Raw genomic sequence first — 16,604 nt, forward strand, 5'->3', positions numbered from 1 at the left:
GACGCGACGTTCCCGATCGGAGAGGCTGGGGGCATGAGCGAAACCACCGTCACCGGAGCCGCCGTCGGCGTCTTCACCGTGCTGCCGACGCCCGCCGAGTCGACTGAGCACTTCCGCCGTCGCCTCGCGTTCGAGACGGACGCGAGCGATGTCGCGGCCGAGCTCGGTGCCGGCGCACCCGGCTTCGTCGTCGTCGATTCGCGGAGCGACGCGGCGTGGGCGCAGGGCCGGGTTCCCGGAGCCGTGCACCTCCCGACGCGCCGTATCGCCGACGAGGCGCCCGCACTCATCCCCGCCGGCACGCCCGTCGTCGTCTACTGCTGGAGCCCCGGGTGCAACGGCGGCACGAAGGCGGCGCTCGCCCTCAGCCTGCTCGGCTACCCGGTCAAGGAGATGATCGGCGGCTTCGAGTACTGGGCGCGCGAGGGCTACACCTTCGAGACCGACGAGGGTGTCGTCCAGTTTCCCGTCGATGCTCTGACGGGGCCCACGAGCGGCGGGATCACCGCGGCGGGAGAACCGGCGCCGAGTTGCGGCTGCTGAGCATCAGCACTCGATGACGTTGACGGCGAGGCCGCCGCGACTCGTCTCCTTGTACTTCGTCTTCATGTCGAGCCCGGTCTGACGCATCGTCTCGATGACGGCATCGAGCGACACGATGTGCGAGCCGTCGCCGTGGAGGGCGAGACGGGCGGCGGAGACCGCGGTCGACGCGGCGATCGCGTTGCGCTCGATGCACGGCACCTGCACGAGGCCGCCGACCGGATCGCACGTGAGCCCCAGGTGGTGCTCCATCGCGATCTCGGCCGCGTTCTCGATCTGGTGGGGCGTTCCGCCGAGCACGGCGCACAGGCCGCCGGCCGCCATCGCGCACGCGGAACCCACCTCGGCCTGACATCCGCCCTCCGCCCCGGAGATCGAGGCGTTCGCCTTGAAGAGGGAGCCGATCGCCGTCGCCGTCAGGAGATAACGACGGATGCCGCCGGCGTCGGCTCCGGGCACGAATCGGAGGTAGTACCGGCCGACCGCGGGGATGATGCCCGCCGCGCCGTTCGTCGGAGCCGTGACGACACGGCCGCCCGAGGCATTCTCCTCATTGACGGCGAGAGCGAACGCGTGCAGCCATTCGGTCGACGTGTCACGCTCGTGAGCGGTGAGGTCGTAGTCGTCGAGACGCTCGCGCACCGAGGCGGCGCGTCGCCGCACGCCGAGCCCGCCCGGCAGGGTGCCCGAGCGGTCGAGACCCCGATCGACGCACTCCGACATGGCCGCCCAGATCGCATCGAGACCCTCCTCGATGCGCGGCGCACCGTGGAAGGCGACCTCGTTGCGGTAGGCGACATCGCACATCGACACCGCCTCGCTGTCGCACAGGGCGAGGAGCTCGGCGGCGCTCGAGTAGGGGAGGGGCGGGGCGGATGACGCGGAGCGGCCGACCGCGGCGGCTCGACCGTCATCCTGAGCGCGCGTGATGAACCCGCCGCCCACCGAGTAGAAGGTCGCGGCGTGGAGGACGTCGCCCTCGTCGTCGAGCGCGGCGAAGCGGAGGCCGTTCGAGTGGCCGGGCAGGCGCGTGCGTGGCTCGAACTCGATGTCGCTCGCGCTCAAGTCGATGGTGTGGCCGCCCGAGAGCGCGAGGCGGACAGGGCACGACTCCCACAGGGTACGCACGGCATCGGGGTCGCACGTCTCGGGCTCGGCCCCGCCGAGGCCGGCGATGACGGCGCCGGGGGTGCCGTGGCCGACCCCGGTCGCGCCGAGCGACCCGTAGAGGGTGCAGACGATGCGGGCGGTGCGGGTGAGCACGGCCTTCTCGGCGAGCTCGGTCGCGAAGGCTCGCGCGGCCCGCATCGGTCCCACCGTGTGGGAGCTCGAGGGGCCGATCCCGATCGAGAAGAGATCGAGAGCTGAGACGAACGCTGTCACCTTCCCAGGCTACGCCGCAGGGTGCGCAGCAATCCTGATGCCGCCGCAGGATTCCTGCGGAGAGTGGGGAATCTCGTGCACGAATCTTCCACGAGCGCGGCCTCTAGGCTGGACGCATGCGAACCGCTCGAACCGCTCGAACCCTCACCGCCGTCGCCGGAGCGGCGACCCTGCTCGTCATGCTCGCCGGGTGCGTGCCCGTGTGGATGGTCGATCGCGACGACTCCTCCGATCGCGACGATCGACCGGCGGCGTCGAGCGACGCGCGACCGAACGACGGCTCGGGCGATCAGGCCTTCGCGTGCGCCGACGGCGAGGACATCGAGGTCGGTGGCGACGCGATCGACATCGACGTCACCGGTTCGTGCGCATCGGTGACGGTGCGCGGCAATGCTCTCGACGTCGAGATCGCCTCGGCCGGGAGCGTGCTCGTCGAGGGTCAGCAGATCGATCTCGACCTGCAGAGCGATGCGGCGTCGCTCGTCGTGCGCGGAAATGCGAACGAGATCGACGCCGAAGCGCTCGACTCGGCCGAGATCACCGGAGACAGCAACGACCTCGACGCGGGGCGAATCGGCAGCCTCGTGCTCGTCGGCACCAAGAACACGGTCGAGTCGGATGGTGCGCCGGGATCGGTGAACGACACCGGCATCGACAACCGCGTCGAGACGCGCTGACGCTATAGCCCCTCGCGCGGCGGCCGCCTAGCGGATGGTCTTGCGCGCCGAGATCTGGCCGGTGTCGAAGCCGAGCAGGTGCAGTCCGCCGTGGAAGCGGGCGTGCTCGACCTTGATGCAGCGGTCCATGACGACGGTGAGCCCCTGCTCTTCGCCGTAGTAGGCCGCCTCTTCGTTCCAAATGCCGAGCTGGACCCAGATCGTCTTCGCTCCCGCGGCGACGACCTCGTCGACGACCTGCGGGATGTCGCTGCCGCGGCGGAACACCACGACGATATCGGGAACCTCGGGCAGGTCGGTGAGGCTCGCGTATGCGGGCTGACCGAGGATGACGTCGGCGTTCGGGTTCACGAAGTACAGACGGTAGTCGCTCGACTGCTGCAGGTACGTGCCGACGAAGTAGCTCGAACGCGCGGGGTTCGGTGAGGCGCCGACGATCGCGACAGACTTCGCAGCCCGCAGGATGCCGAGTCGCTGCTTGGCGTCGGGGCCGGCCCATGTGCGCTGCGACTTCAGCAGCTTGGCGAGCGGCGAGTTCGCGGGGAGCGAGCACGAGAGGCCGTTGACGAGTCGGACGGTCTCGATGTCGTCGCCGGTCGTGGCGGCGTCGTCGAGGATCGCGGTCGAGGTGTCGGTGGTCATCATTCGCCCTTCGTGGCGGCCGAGAGAGCCTGGTCGAGATCGTAGATGATGTCGTCGACGTCTTCGATGCCGACGGAGAGGCGCACGACGCCCGGCAGGACGCCCGCGTCGACGAGCTGCTGATCGGTCAGCTGCGCGTGGGTCGTGGATGCCGGGTGGATGATGAGCGTCTTCGCGTCGCCGATGTTGGCGAGGTGGCTCGCGAGGTTGACCGACTCGATGAGCTTCTGGCCGACGGCGCGGCCGCCCTTGACCTCGAAGCTGAAGACCGAGCCCGGCCCCTTCGGCAGGTACTTCTGCGCCCGGTCGAAGTGCGGGTGGTTGGCGAGGCCCGCCCACCAGACGCGCTCGATGCGGTCGTCGGCCTCGAGCCACTCGGCGACGGCGCGTGCGTTGTCGACGTGCGCCTGGATGCGGTACGGGAGCGTCTCGACGCCCTGCGCGAGGAGGAAGGCCGAGTGCGGAGCGAGCGCCGGGCCGATGTCGCGGAGCTGCTCGGCGCGGAGGCGCGTGAGGAACGCGTACTCGCCGAAGTTGCCCGACCACTGCAGCCCGCCGTAGCTCGGAACCGGCTGCCCGAAGAGCGGGAACTTGTCGGAGTGCCAGTCGAACCGACCCGACTCGACGACGACGCCGCCGAGCGTCGTGCCGTGACCGCCGAGGAACTTGGTGGCGGAGTGCGTCACGATGTCGGCACCCCACTCGATCGGGCGGTTGAGGTAGGGCGTCGCGATGGTCGAGTCGACGATGAAGGGGATGCCGTGGGCGTGCGCCACATCGGCGAGGCCCTCGAGATCGGCGACGGCGCCCGACGGGTTGGCGATCGTCTCGACGAAGAGCGCCTTGGTCTTCTCGGTGATGGCCGCGGCGTAGTCGGCCGGGTCGGAGCTCTGCACGAACGTCGTCTCGATGCCGAAGCGGCGGAGCGTGACGTCGAGCTGGGTGATCGAGCCGCCGTAGAGGTTGGCGCTCGCCACGATGTGGTCGCCGGCGCCCGCGAGGCTCGCGAAGGTGATGTACTGCGCCGACAGGCCGCTCGCCGTGGCGACGGCACCGAGGCCGCCCTCGAGGCTCGCGACGCGCTCTTCGAAGCTCGCGACCGTGGGGTTCGCGAGACGCGAGTAGATGTTGCCGTACTTCTGCAGCGCGAATCGTGCCGCGGCGTCGGCGGTGTCGTCGAAGACGAACGCACTCGACTGGTAGATCGGAAGGGCGCGTGAACCCGTCACCGCATCGGGAATGTTGCCCGCGTGGATCGAGCGGGTCTTGAAGCCGTATTCGCGATCTGCCATGGGTTCAACGCTACTGCGTCGGCGCACCCGCTCCGGCTGCCGGCCGTAACGCGGAGCAACGCTCGCCGCTCGCGATCAGCCGACGAGTTCGTCGGTCTCGACGACCCGTGCGAACCCGCCGCCGTGGAGGTTCACCGCGGTCGCCCGGGCGAGGTCGTCGGCGCGCAGGACGATCCCCGCCGGCCCCTCGAGATCGAAGGTGTGGGTCGCGTCGATCGGCACGATGACGTCGAATCCGAGGTTGCCGCCCATGCGCGCCGTCGTCTCGACGCACATGTTGGTCTGGATGCCGACGACGACGATCTGGCGGATGCCGCGCTCACCGAGCCACGCCGCGAGATCGGGGTCGCCGTAGAAGGCGGAGTTGACGTCTTTCGTGACGAGGAGCTCGTGCGGGACCGCGGCGACGAACGGCTGCAGCGCGTTGCCGGCGGTTCCGGCGCCGAGCGGCGAACCGGGCGAGACGGAGTCGTGTCGCACGAGGACGATCGGCCGCGCCGCCGCCGTCCACGCGGTCAGGAGCCGTTCGATGTTCTCCTCGGCGCGCGGGTTGTTCCTCGCGCCCCACACCGCGTCGCCGAATCCCTGCTGCACGTCGATGACGATGAGGGCGGCGTTGTCGTCGAGGTTCATACAGCTATCCTCGTGCACGGTGCCTGCGCAGGGAGCTTTGCTACGCTCGGGTCAGGCCGAGATGACCGGCCCCGGACGACGGATCAGTACCCGGAACGCGACAAGACTGGCCACGGAGGTCAGTCATGTCATGGATCATCCTCATCGCCTCGGGCGTTCTCGAGGCCGTCTGGGCGACAGCGCTCGGCAAGTCGGAGGGCTTCACGAAGCTCTGGCCGTCGATCATCTTCGGTGTCGCCCTCGTCGTGAGCATGGGCGGTCTCGCCTGGGCGATGCGCGACATCTCGACGGGAACGGCGTACGCCGTCTGGGTCGGCATCGGTGCGTCGCTCACCGTCGCGTGGGCGATGATCACGGGCGACACGGATGTCTCGTGGGTCAAGATCCTGCTTCTCGTCGGTCTCGTCGGCTGCATCGTCGGACTCAAGCTCGTCGACACCGGTCACTGAGGCCCCGCATCCCGGCTCTTGCCGTTGCGGGCGGGCGGCGTCAGGCTGGAGCATGCTCACTCTCGGAACGACCGTCCTCGGCGTCGACGACCTGCCGCGCGCCCTCGCCTTCTGGTCTGCGGCGCTCGACTATCGACCGCGTCGCGAGCCCGACGACGACTGGGTGATCCTCGATCCGGTGTCGGGCACGGGCGCGAGTCTCGCGCTTCAACTCGGTCGTGCACAGGTGTCGCTCCCGCCGCGCATGCACCTCGACCTCTACGCCGACGACCAGGCTGCCGAGATCGAGCGGCTCCTCGCGCTCGGCGCGCGCCACATCGACTGGGATCGCTACCCGCCGGACGCCGACTACGTGATCCTCGAAGACACCGAGGGCAACCGGTTCTGCGTCATCGACACGACGATGAGCCCCGGCGGCTGAGCGGCTGGACGGCCTCGCGAGCAGTGCTCAGCCGACGAGGACGGCGCCGTACGCGAGCGTCGCGATGAGGGCCCACGAGGTGAGGCCCACGACAAGTGCACGCCACCCCGTCGCCGCGAGCTTCGTCACGTCGACCGAGGTGCCGAGCGCGAAGAGCGCCGTGGTGAGGAGCGCCGTCTGCATGAACCCGGCCGTCTCGAGCAGCGCGCCGGGGAGCGGCACGAGGGTGTTGAGCGCGACGGCAGCGAGGAAGCCGACGATGAAGAGCGGCACGATCGGCGGACGCGCGCCCGGTTCGACCGAGCGCCGGCGCTCGATGCCGCTCGCGACGGCCACCATCGGGGCGAGCAGCACGACGCGCGTGAGCTTCACGACGACGGCGACGGCGAGAGCGGTCGTTCCGGCGATCTGCGCCGTCGCGACGACCTGACCCACGTCGTGCACGCTCGCGCCGACCCAGTGGCCGAAGCCCGCATCGGTAAGGCCGAGCGGATGACGGAGGAGCGGCAGGATCGCGATCGCGAGTGTTCCGCACAGCGTGACGAGCGCGACGGGGATCGACTGGTCCTCGTCTCGGGCGCGAACCGCGTGCGCCATCGCGCCGATCGCCGAGGCGCCGCAGATCGAGAAGCCGCTCGCGACGAGGAGGGGCTGCTGACCGCTCAGCCCGAGCAGGCGGCCGAGCCACCACGTCGCGAAGAACGTCACCACAACGATGGCGACGGTCGTCGCGATCGTGACGGGGCCGAGAGCGACGATGTCGACGAGGCTCAGCTGCAGGCCGAGCAGCACGATGCCGGCGCGAAGCGGCGTGCGGGCGCTCCACCGCAGACCCGCGCCGAGGCGGTTCGCGCGCGCTCGCCGGAAGGCGGGGAACTGACCGACGGCGATGCCGAGCACGACGGCGATCGTGAGGAGCGGCGCCGCGGGCCAGACGGAGTGCAGCGCCCACGCGACGAGCGCCGCCGCGATCGCGACGGCGACTCCCGATCCGAGGCTCCGCACCATCACACGCTACCGGCGCAGCGTCAGGCGGAGGGGAGGCGCGGCACGGCGGCGATCAGTCGCTGCGTGTAGGGATCGCTCGGTGCCGTGAGGATGTCGGTCGTCTGCCCTGACTCGACGATCCGACCGGACTCGATGACCGACATCCGTTCGCAGAGGGCCGCGACGATCGTGAGGTCGTGCGAGACGAGGAGGAGCGAGAGCGAACGCTCGCGCGCGAGTCGCTGCAGGAGCTCGATGATCTGCAGGCGCACCGACGTGTCGAGGGCGCTCACCGGCTCGTCGGCGAGGAGCACACGGGGCTCGGCGGCGAGGGCCCGAGCGATCGCGATGCGCTGTCGCTGACCGCCCGAGAAGGCGTTCGGGTAGCGCGTTGCGGCATCGGCCGGCAGCCCGACGTCGGCGAGGAGCTCGGCCACGCGTGCCTCGCGCGCGCGGGCGTCGGGCTCGATTCCGAGCGAGCGGAGCGGCTCGGCGATCGAGCGGCCGACGCGCATCCGAGGGTCGAGCGACGAGTAGGGGTCCTGGAAGACCGTCTGCACCGTGCGGCGATAGGCGAGACGCGACGCGGGGCGCGACAGGTCGAGCGGTGCACCGTCGACGAGGATGCGCCCGCCCGTCGGCCGCTGCAGCCCGAGGAGGAGCGACAGGATCGTGGACTTGCCCGCACCCGATTCGCCGACGAGTCCGAGGCTCGCGCCGGGCCCGACGGAGAGGTCGACGCCGCGCAGGACGTCGCGCTCGGCTCCCGGGTAGCGGAAGGTCAGGTTCTCGGCCGCGAGGAGCGGCGGGATCGGCGAATCGGTCACGGCAGGTGCGCCTCCAGTCCGCGTGCGGAGGCGACGAGCGTCGCCGTGTACGGATGTGCGGGCGCGCGCAGCACCTGATCGACCGTGCCCGTCTCGACGGCGGCTCCCGCCCTCATGACCATGACGCGATCGACGATGCGCGAGACGACGGGCAGGTCGTGACTGATGAAGAGCAGCGACATGCCCCGCTCGCGGACCTCCTCGTCGAGGAGATCGAGGATGCCGGCCTGCACGGTCACATCGAGGGCCGTCGTCGGTTCGTCGGCGATGAGGAGGCGCGGCTCGCACGCGAGGGCGATCGCGAGCGCGACGCGCTGGCGCTGACCGCCGGAGATCTCGTGGATGTACGAGCGTGCGATGCGCTCGGGGTCGTCGAGCTGAACGGCCGAGAGCGCGTCGAGCACGGCCCGGCGCAGCGCGTCGCCGCGAAGCCCCCGGTGCTTCCTGAGAGGCCACGCGAGCTGCTTGCCGACGCGCATGAGCGGGTCGAGGGCCGTGAGCGGCTCCTGGAAGACGGCGCTCACGACGGCCCCGCGCACCGCGTCGAGGCGGCGCTGCCGCGCGGTGACGACATCGACGTCGCCGAGCAGGATCGAGCCCTCCGCGCGCAGCGGGTGCGGCAGGAGGCCGAGCACGGAGAGCGCCGTCAGGCTCTTGCCCGAGCCCGACTCGCCGATGACTCCGAGGCGCTCGCCGGAGGCGATCGTCGCGTCGACGCCATCGACGAGGGCGCCGTCATCGCCCGTGACGCGGAGTCCGCGGATGTCGAGGAGGATGCTCATCGGCCGCCCCTCTGCGTCGGGTCGATGACGTCGCGGAGGCCGTCGACGAGGAGGTTCACGCCGATGATGGTCGCGACGAGCAGGATGCCCGGGGCGATGGCTCCGATCGGCGCGACGAGCACGGTCGCTTGCGCCTCCTGGAGCAGTCGCCCCCACGAGGCGTTCGGCGGAGGCGACCCGAGGCCCAGGTAGGAGAGCGACGCCTCGGCGACGACGGCGCCGCCGAACTGCAGCGCGAGCGGCACGGCGAGCGTCGGCCAGACGTTCGGCAGGACGTGGAGACCGAGGATGCGGAACGACGACGTGCCCGAGACCCGGGACGCCGTGATGTAGTCCTCGCGCAGTACCCGGACCGTGACGAGCCGCGTCAGACGGGCGATGACCGTCGCGCCCGCGAGGCCGATCGCGAGGATCGCGGACTCGAGCGACGCACCCCGCCACGCGACGATGAGCATCGCGAGGAGGAGCGTCGGGAACGCGATCGCGATGTCGATGAGCGTCGAGATCGCGTCGTCGATCCACCGCGTCGAGAACGCCGCGAGGAGGCCGATCGCGATTCCGACGACGGCGGCGATGACGACCGAGCCGAATCCGACGAGCATCGCGAGGCGTGCGCCGATCATGAGCTGGGTGAAGACGTCGCGCCCGAGCCGGTCAGTTCCGGCCCAGTGCTCGAGCGACGGGGCGCTCAGGCGACCGCCCGTGGTGTCGTCGGGGGAGTACGGCGTCGCGATGACCGAGACGATCGCCGTGATGAGGACGATGCCGAAGAGCACGGCGCCCGCGATGAGGTTGAGCGACGCCCGACGACGGCGACGTGCGGCCGACGAGGGTCGCGTCACCGCGTCATCCGGTCGGAGGGCCGTATCGGTCATGCGCTCACCGCCGCTCGGCGGCTGCCCGCGCGGCGATTGCCCGACAGGGTCGTGCGCAGGCGCGGGTCGATGATGCGCTGGGTGACGTCGGCCGCGAAGCCGAGGCCGAGCACGAGCACGGTGGAGAAGAGCACGACGCCCTGCACGCTCGGGAAGTCGCGCTCGCGGATCGCCGTGAGGAGCATGTCGCCGAGGCCGGGGAGGCCGAAGACGTTCTCGACGATCACGGCGCCGACGAACGTCGTCGACAGCTGGATAGCGAGGATCGAGATGACCGGGACGATGCCGTTGCGCACGCCGTGGCGCCAGATCGCGCCGCCGAAGCTCTGACCCGTCGCGCGCGCCGTGCGGAGGTAGACCTGCCCGAGCACGTCGAGCGTCGCGCTGCGGACGTACCGCGCGAGATCGCTGCCCGCGACGATCGCGATCGTGAGCACGGGGAGGGTGAGAGATCGCAGGGCGTCGGCCGGGTCGGCCCAGTCGCTGCGCGGGAATCCGCCGGCGGGGAGGAAGCGATTCTGCAGGGCGAACACCGTGATGAGGAGGATGCCGACCCAGAACACGGGGATCGCGCCGCCGAGCTGCGTCGCGGCCGAGAACGCCGTGCCGTACCAGGTGCGTGAGCGCCACGCGGCGATGAAGCCGACCGGGATCGCGATGAGCACGGAGAGCGCGAAGGAGATGAGGGTGAGCGGGAGTGTGACGTTCAACCGCCGGGCGATCTCGTCGCCGACCGAGAGCTGGTTGGTGAACGACGTACCGAGATCGAGGGTGACGAGCTGCTGTATGTACTCGACGAATTGCTCGCCGATCGGCCTGTCCACACCGAGCCTCGCGGCTGCGGCGGCGATGTCTTCTTCGGTGGCCCCGACCGAGATCAGGGCGTACACCGGGTTGCCGAGAACCCGGAGCACGAGGAAGAGCAGCGCCGCCGCGAGCGCGAGGCTCAGGAGGAGCAGGCCGGTGCGACGGAGCAGATACGCGGCTATGAGGCCGCCTTCGCGATACCGGCGACGTAGAAGAGCGAGTTGAGCCCGTTCTCGGGAACACCCGTCACCGTCGATGCGGCGATGCGCAGCTGCGGGTTGAGGTAGAGCCACACGCTCGCCGCGTCATCCGAGATCTTCTGGTTGGCGAGCTTGACGAGATCGGTCTGGGCCTCGACGCTGTCAGCGGCCTCCGACTCGGCGAGCCACGTCTGCACGTCGGCGTCGTTGTAGCCCCAGTAGAAGTCGGGGTTGCCGTAGAAGTTGATGTCGCGGTCGTTGACGTGGCCCTGGAGCGTCGCCTGGAAGTCGTGGTTCGTGTAGATCTTCTCGTACCACTCGTCGTCGGTGATGATGTTGATGTTCACCGTGACGCCGACCTTCGCGAGCTCCGACTTGATGAACTCGGCGACGGTCGAGTGCACACCGCTGTCGGGGGTGTCGATCGTGAACTCGAAGCCGTCGGCGTAGCCCGCCTGAGCGAGGAGGTCTTCGGCGAGTTCGACGTCGTACGGGTTGTTGTCGGCGAGGTCGATGTACCACGGCTCCGACGGGGGCACCATCGAGCCGATGAGCTGGCCGCGGCCGTCCCAGATCGAGTCGAGGAGGCGCTCGCGGTCGATCGCCGAGTAGATGGCCTTGCGCACGTCGACCGAGTCGAACGGGGCGATCCGGTCGTTGAGGCCGAGGATCTCCTTGGTCGTCGAGGTGCCCTCGATGATCGTGAAGTCGTCGTTGTCGAACTGGGCGAGACCATCGGGGTTCGACTGGCTCGTGACGAGGTCGACGGCGCCCGTGAGAAGGGCGTTGTTGAGCGCGGTCGGGTCGGCGTAGTACTGGTAGACGACGCCGCCGTTGGCGGGCTCGTCACCCCAGTAGTCGGCGTAGCGGTCGAGCGTGATCGAGTCGCCCTTGCGGTAGTCGGCGAGCGTGTAGGGGCCCGAACCGTCTTCTGTCGTCGCGCGGTCGGTTGCGGTGTCGTTGACGATCCACACGTAACCGAGGTTGTAGGTGAAGCTCACCGACTTCGAGACGAGCGTCACGTCGACGGTCTTGTCGTCGACGACGGTCACGGTGTCGATGACGCTCAGCTGGCGCTTGCGGGCCGCGATCGACTCTTCGCTGATGAAGCGTTCGAGGCTGTACTTGACGTCGTCGGCCGTGACCGGGTCGCCCGAGTGGAACGTCGCGTCGGCGAGCGTGAACGTGTAAGTGAGGCCGTCGTCGGAGACCGAGGTCTCGGCGGCGAGGAGCGGCTCGACCTCGGCGTCGTCGGTGATGCGGAAGAGGCCCTCGTAGACGTTCCCGGTGAAGACCTCGGTCACGCCCGAGCTTCCACCGCCGATCTGGTCGAGGCTCGTCGGCTCGTTCTGCGACCCGACGGTGATGATCGCGTCGGGGTCGGCGGCACCTCCGGCAGCGGGAGCGGCCGAGGGCGACGAGCACCCGGCGAGGACGAGCGCTGCAGCGACGGCGATTCCGCCGGCGACGGCGGTGAGGGAACGGCGGGGCATGGTGAATCCGTTTCGTGGGGGGCTGTGAGGTGGTGCGTGTGGAGCGGTGATGCAGGTTCTAGAGCGTGAATCCCTCGGCGAAGACCGCGACTCGCTCGCCGGCGCGCACCGGAACCGCGAAACGGTTCTGGGGCGGAGGCAACGGGCAGTTCATCTGTGAGGAGAATCCGCACGGCGGTACATACGCGCGATTGAAGTCGAGCGTGACCGGCACGCGGTCTCCCGTCGATGCGCCGTCGGGGATCTCGGGCCGCGGCACGGCCAGGAACCGACCGGCGCCATAGCTCTCGACCCCGTTCGTCGCATCGCCGAAGACGAGCTGGAGGACGTCTCCGTTGGCGAACGCGGCGAGTCGGTACGGTATTCCCGCGCGCTCGAAGACGAGGTCGCCGGGCACGGGGAGCCCGCGCGTCGCACCCGCGTCGCGCAGGTGCTCGAAGGGGATGACGCGGTCGTCGGCGACGAGTTCGAACTCGGCGTCGATGACCCAGTCGGGGTCGTAGTCGTACGATTCGATGCCTTCGAAGGCGAGGTTCGCGGGCGAGTCGGTCTGCCAGATGCGATAGCCGTGCTGGGTCTCGCCCGTGTCGATGTCGGCGCGCGTCAGCCGCGTGAGCACGGCATCGACGGGGTGGCCGGCTCGCGCCTGCTCGTCGCTCACGGGTTCGTCGCCCGCGGGGGACCAGTGGGTGAGGACGAGCGCCAGGTTGCCGAGGGGCGACGTCACGAAGTCGTGTCGTTCGTCATGCCAGCGCTTCGAGGCGGCTCGGGCGTCGCCGAGGGGGAGCGAGTTGTGGGGGGATGTCACTGATTCATTCTCTCCCGCCCCGACAGGCGGGTCGGCAGGATGACGTTCTGTTGCCATCGCCCTGAGCGAACAGCGCGAACAGGTCGAACAGGTCGAACAGGGCGAACAGGGCGCCCGTCAGCGCCAGCCCGGCAGCCAGATGTGGAGCTGCCAGAACGTGAAGGGGATCGTCGTGCCCGTCCACAGCGGGTAGAAGAACGCCGACAGCAGCACGGCGAAGGCGAGGTACACGCCGACGACCCCGATACCGCGCGCTCGCCGCCACTCGAGGTCGTCGCGTCGACCGAGGATGATGCCGAGTACCCCGGCGAGCGCGAGCATCGTGTAGGGCTGGAACGCGATCGTGTAGAACGTGAACATCGTGCGGTCGGGGTAGAGGAGCCACGGCAGGTATCCGGCCGCGAGGCCGACGAGCACGAGGCCGACCTGCCACTCGCGCCAGCGCACGAGCCGGTAGAGCAGGTAGAGAACGGCGGCGGCCGCGCCCCACCAGATGAGCGGGTTGCCGATGCCGTTGATCGTCTGCACGCACGCATCGACGGTGCATCCGCCGTCGCCGTTCTCGAGCGAGACGTAGTACATGTTCGTCGGCCGCTCCATGACGAGCCAGCCGAGGGGGTGCGACTGCCAGGGATGCGGAGTGCTGAGGCCCACGTGGTACTTGTACGCCTCCTGGTGGTAGTGCCAGAGGCTCTGCAGCGGGGCGGGCAGCCACTCGATGCCGGCGAGCTGGTCGGCGCTCGTCGTCGTCGCCCAGTCGCGGTAGTAGCCGCCGTCGGTCACGAGCCAGCCCGTCCAGCTCGCGAGGTAGACGACGGCGGCGATCGGTACGACGAGGAGGAACGTCGCCGGCCCCTGGCGGAGGATCGCGCTCGTGATCCAGAACGGCAGGCCGGCGCGGCGCCGTGCGAGCGCATCGACGACGACGAGGTAGATGCCGAACGCGGCGAGGAAGTACAGCCCCGACCACTTCACGGCGGTCGTCGCGCCGAAGGCGATGCCGGCGGCGAGGAGCCACGGGCGCCACCACAGCACGGGGCCCCAGGCCGGGTCGACGCCGCGCGCCCGTCGTTCGGCGAGACGCGCGGCGAGACGCGTCGCGTGCCACTCGCGATCGAGGAGCACGCACCCGAAGCCGAGGAGCGCGAAGAACATGACCCACGTGTCGAGCAGCGCGACGCGCGACATGACGATCGCGTTGCCGTCGATGGCGAACAGCAAGCCGGCGATGACGGCGACGATCGTCGATCCGAAGAGGCGCCGCGCGATGAGCGAGACGAGGAGGACGGCGATCGTTCCCGCGAGCGCGGTCGTCGCGCGCCACCAGAACGGATCGCCCGCGCCGAAGGCGGCCATGCCGAGGCCGATCATCCACTTGCCGAGCGGCGGGTGCACGACGTACGACGGCTCGTCGAGGTACGTGTCGGTGTCGCCCGCGGCGAAACCGGCGTCGGCGTCCTCCGGCCAGCGCGACTCGTAGCCGTTGCCGATGAGGGTCCAGGCGTCCTTGACGTAGTAGGTCTCGTCGAAGACGAGCGTGTGCGGATGGCCGAGATTCCAGAACCTCAGGATGCCGGCGAGCAGCGTGACCGCGATCGGCCCGGCCCAGTACCAGAACCGGCGCCGTGCCGGCGTGCCGAGCACACGAGCCCACCAGGCGTCGAGCCGCGTGCCGCGGGGAGCCGGGGCTGCGGGAGCCGACTCGGGGGCCTCGTCATCCGTCGTCGTCGCCTCGCGCGACCCCGTCGCCCCCTCCGCATGCATGCGCTCATCGTAGGGGAAGCGATGGGGGAGACTGGAGCGATGATCATCCTCGCGGCGACACCAATCGGCAATCTGGGCGATGCGTCGCCCCGACTGCGTGAGGCTCTCGCGGCGGCGACCGTCGTCGCCGCGGAGGACACGCGGGTGACCCAGCGTCTGCTCGCCGCCCTCGGCATCGCGAACCGGCCGCGACTCATCGCGCTCCACGAGCACAACGAACGCGTCAGGGCAAGCGAGATCGTCGAGCTCGCCCGCGAGGCGGACGTGCTCGTGCTGAGCGACGCCGGCATGCCCGCCGTCTCCGACCCCGGATTCCCGCTCGTCGAAGCGGCGGTCGCCGCGGGTGTCGATGTGACCGTCATCCCCGGGCCGAGCGCCGTGCTCACCGCACTCGCCGTCTCGGGGCTGCCGACCGACCGCTTCAGCTTCGAGGGTTTCCTGCCGCGGAAGCACGGCGACCGCGTGCGCACCTTCACGAGCCTCGTCGACGAACGCCGCACGATGGTGTTCTTCGAAGCACCGTCGCGCATCGCGGCGAGCCTCGCCGATGCCGCAGAGGTGTTCGGCGCCGACCGCCGGGCGGCCGTCTGCCGTGAGCTCACGAAACTGCACGAAGAGGTCAAGCGCGGGCCGCTCGGAGAGCTCGCCGCGTGGGCCGAGGCCGGCGTCCGCGGTGAGATCTGCGTCGTCGTCGACGGGGCGCCCGAGCGCATCGCCGATGCGGGCGACGCCCTCGCGCGAGTGCTCGCCCTCGTAGCGGGAGGCGTGCGCCTCAAGGAGGCGGCGGGCGACGTCGCCCTCGCGACCGGGCTGAGCCGCCGAGACCTCTACGAAGCGGCGCTACAGGCGCGGTCAACTCACAGTCAACCCCCGGTCTGACGCGCCTCGATCGGGGGACAATGGGCCGAGGAGCTCATCGACCCCAGCGTGGAGGTGCGTGATGACGCAAGCAGTGAGATTCACCCGACACGGCGGGCCCGATGTGCTCGAGCTCGTCGAGATCCCCGACCCCGTCGCGGGCATGGGGGAGGTCGTCATCGACGTCATCGCGACGGGCCTCAACCCCATCGAGAGCACCGTGCGCGAGGGTCGGTTCGGCGGCCACGACGACTTCGCCTCCGGCCAAGGCCGTGACATCGCCGGGATCGTCAGCGCGGTCGGCGACGGCGTCACCGAGTTCCGCGTCGGCGACGAGGTCTTCGGATTCGTCCGTTCCGGGGCGCAGGCTCTGCGCGTCGCCGTTCCCGTGACCCAGCTGCTGAAGAAGCCGCCGCGCCTCGGGTGGGAGAACGCCGGAAGCCTCTACGTCGCCGGCACGACGGCGTGGACCGTCGTGCGCTCGCTCAACCTGCAGCCCGGCGACGTCGTCGTCATCACGGCCGCGGCCGGCGGCCTCGGATGCCTCGCCGCCCAACTCGCGGTGCGCGCCGGTGCGACCGTCATCGGCACCGCAGCCCCGCTCCGCGCGGACTTCCTGCGCCAGTTCGGCATCACCCCCCTCGCCTACGACGACGACCTCGAAGCCCGGGTTCGTGAGATCGCGCCCGGCGGAGCCTCGGCGTTCCTCGACTTCCTCGGCGGCGGCGGTGTCGAGACGGCCATCGCGCTCGGCATCGAGCCGAAGCGCATCGTCACGGTGCTCGACCGCGAGGCCGCCGACGAGTACGGCGTCGTGCTCGCGGGGGCCGGCGATCTCGAGGCGCTCTCGAACGTCGCGAAACTCGTCACCGATCGGCAGATCGTCTTCCCGATCGCCGACATCTTCCCGCTCGAGCGGGTCGCCGAGGCCTACCGCGCCCTCGACCGCCGCGAGGCGCCCGGCAAGATCGTGCTCGGCACGCGGCTCGTGTCGTACTCGGGCGAGAAGGCCCACCCCGACGACCTGAAGCAGCAGGACGCCACACTCGGCGTCCCGACCGATCACGAGCGCATCGACGTGCACGAGAACCTGCCGCCGGTCATCGGCGACAAGCGGTATCGCCCGGTCGGCGGGTAACACGCGCAGCCGGCATCCGTTGCCG

The 16,604-nt window shown here is 70.1% G+C and carries 18 protein-coding genes and 1 riboswitch; of the genes, 6 read left to right on the top strand and 12 right to left on the bottom strand.

Annotated features, from left to right (window positions below):
• Window positions 1-33: 33 nt before the first annotated feature.
• Window positions 34-543: a rhodanese-like domain-containing protein gene (locus BJ972_RS16525; protein ID WP_129176154.1), complete on the top strand. Its 510-nt coding sequence runs from the start codon at window positions 34-36 to the stop codon at window positions 541-543.
• 3 nt (window positions 544-546) lie between these two features.
• Here BJ972_RS16525 and BJ972_RS16530 read toward each other — a convergent pair whose 3' ends face one another.
• On the bottom strand, window positions 547-1,926 hold the full coding sequence (locus tag BJ972_RS16530) for an L-serine ammonia-lyase (protein ID WP_129176152.1): 1,380 nt from the start codon (window positions 1,924-1,926) through the stop codon (window positions 547-549).
• A gap of 116 nt (window positions 1,927-2,042) precedes the next feature.
• Here BJ972_RS16530 and BJ972_RS16535 point away from each other — a divergent pair, with 116 nt between their 5' ends.
• A complete protein-coding gene (locus tag BJ972_RS16535; RefSeq protein ID WP_129176150.1) occupies window positions 2,043-2,603 on the top strand; it encodes a DUF3060 domain-containing protein in 561 nt (186 codons plus the stop codon).
• Between the two features lie 27 nt (window positions 2,604-2,630).
• On the opposite strand, the gene BJ972_RS16540 is transcribed toward BJ972_RS16535, so the two are convergent.
• The 3 genes from BJ972_RS16540 to BJ972_RS16550 form a co-directional block, all read right to left on the bottom strand.
• Window positions 2,631-3,122: a CoA-binding protein gene (locus BJ972_RS16540; RefSeq protein WP_241830862.1), complete on the bottom strand. Its 492-nt coding sequence runs from the start codon at window positions 3,120-3,122 to the stop codon at window positions 2,631-2,633.
• Window positions 3,123-3,244: 122 nt separating this feature from the next.
• Window positions 3,245-4,537, bottom strand: coding sequence for an O-acetylhomoserine aminocarboxypropyltransferase/cysteine synthase family protein (locus BJ972_RS16545; protein WP_129176146.1), 1,293 nt, complete (start codon window positions 4,535-4,537; stop codon window positions 3,245-3,247).
• 75 nt (window positions 4,538-4,612) lie between these two features.
• Window positions 4,613-5,170, bottom strand: coding sequence for a cysteine hydrolase family protein (locus BJ972_RS16550; protein WP_129176144.1), 558 nt, complete (start codon window positions 5,168-5,170; stop codon window positions 4,613-4,615).
• Between the two features lie 50 nt (window positions 5,171-5,220).
• Window positions 5,221-5,285: riboswitch (guanidine-III (ykkC-III) riboswitch) on the top strand.
• A gap of 10 nt (window positions 5,286-5,295) precedes the next feature.
• On the opposite strand from BJ972_RS16550, the gene BJ972_RS16555 reads away from it, so the two are divergent.
• Together BJ972_RS16555 and BJ972_RS16560 are read left to right on the top strand one after the other, a co-directional pair.
• A complete protein-coding gene (locus BJ972_RS16555; protein ID WP_129176141.1) occupies window positions 5,296-5,619 on the top strand; it encodes a DMT family transporter in 324 nt (107 codons plus the stop codon).
• A gap of 52 nt (window positions 5,620-5,671) precedes the next feature.
• Window positions 5,672-6,040 (top strand): VOC family protein, encoded by a 369-nt coding sequence (locus BJ972_RS16560; RefSeq protein ID WP_129176139.1) that lies wholly within the window; start codon window positions 5,672-5,674, stop codon window positions 6,038-6,040.
• 27 nt (window positions 6,041-6,067) lie between these two features.
• Here BJ972_RS16560 and BJ972_RS16565 read toward each other — a convergent pair whose 3' ends face one another.
• From BJ972_RS16565 to BJ972_RS16600, 8 genes are all read right to left on the bottom strand, one after another.
• The gene (locus tag BJ972_RS16565; RefSeq protein ID WP_241830859.1) at window positions 6,068-7,045 is read right to left on the bottom strand and encodes a YeiH family protein; all 978 of its coding nucleotides are present in this window, start codon (window positions 7,043-7,045) and stop codon (window positions 6,068-6,070) included.
• 23 nt (window positions 7,046-7,068) lie between these two features.
• Window positions 7,069-7,854 carry an ABC transporter ATP-binding protein gene (locus BJ972_RS16570; protein ID WP_241830858.1) on the bottom strand — a complete coding sequence of 262 codons (786 nt, stop codon included), beginning with the start codon at window positions 7,852-7,854 and terminating at the stop codon, window positions 7,069-7,071.
• Window positions 7,851-8,636, bottom strand: a complete 786-nt coding sequence (locus BJ972_RS16575) for an ABC transporter ATP-binding protein (RefSeq protein WP_129176135.1) — start codon at window positions 8,634-8,636, stop codon at window positions 7,851-7,853. The genes BJ972_RS16570 and BJ972_RS16575 overlap by 4 nt, the downstream gene beginning before the upstream one ends.
• Entirely contained in the window at window positions 8,633-9,511 is an 879-nt protein-coding gene (locus BJ972_RS16580; RefSeq protein ID WP_129176133.1) for an ABC transporter permease, read from the bottom strand. Before BJ972_RS16580 ends, BJ972_RS16575 begins: the two co-directional genes overlap by 4 nt.
• A complete protein-coding gene (locus BJ972_RS16585; protein WP_129176193.1) occupies window positions 9,508-10,500 on the bottom strand; it encodes an ABC transporter permease in 993 nt (330 codons plus the stop codon). Before BJ972_RS16585 ends, BJ972_RS16580 begins: the two co-directional genes overlap by 4 nt.
• The gene (locus BJ972_RS16590) at window positions 10,497-12,011 is read right to left on the bottom strand and encodes an ABC transporter substrate-binding protein (protein WP_129176131.1); all 1,515 of its coding nucleotides are present in this window, start codon (window positions 12,009-12,011) and stop codon (window positions 10,497-10,499) included. The genes BJ972_RS16585 and BJ972_RS16590 overlap by 4 nt, the downstream gene beginning before the upstream one ends.
• Before the next feature lie 58 nt (window positions 12,012-12,069).
• Complete coding sequence (locus tag BJ972_RS16595; protein ID WP_241830857.1) at window positions 12,070-12,819, bottom strand: DUF1684 domain-containing protein; 750 nt, start codon at window positions 12,817-12,819, stop codon at window positions 12,070-12,072.
• 117 nt (window positions 12,820-12,936) lie between these two features.
• Window positions 12,937-14,583, bottom strand: coding sequence for a dolichyl-phosphate-mannose--protein mannosyltransferase (locus BJ972_RS16600; protein ID WP_129176127.1), 1,647 nt, complete (start codon window positions 14,581-14,583; stop codon window positions 12,937-12,939).
• Between the two features lie 39 nt (window positions 14,584-14,622).
• Here BJ972_RS16600 and rsmI point away from each other — a divergent pair, with 39 nt between their 5' ends.
• Window positions 14,623-15,462 (top strand): 16S rRNA (cytidine(1402)-2'-O)-methyltransferase, encoded by an 840-nt coding sequence (rsmI, locus tag BJ972_RS16605; protein ID WP_129176125.1) that lies wholly within the window; start codon window positions 14,623-14,625, stop codon window positions 15,460-15,462.
• A 73-nt stretch (window positions 15,463-15,535) separates the two neighbouring features.
• Window positions 15,536-16,579, top strand: a complete 1,044-nt coding sequence (locus tag BJ972_RS16610) for an NADP-dependent oxidoreductase (RefSeq protein WP_206736532.1) — start codon at window positions 15,536-15,538, stop codon at window positions 16,577-16,579.
• The last annotated feature ends 25 nt before the right edge of the window (window positions 16,580-16,604 follow it).

Source organism: Agromyces atrinae, assembly GCF_013407835.1.
Lineage (GTDB): Bacteria > Actinomycetota > Actinomycetes > Actinomycetales > Microbacteriaceae > Agromyces > Agromyces atrinae.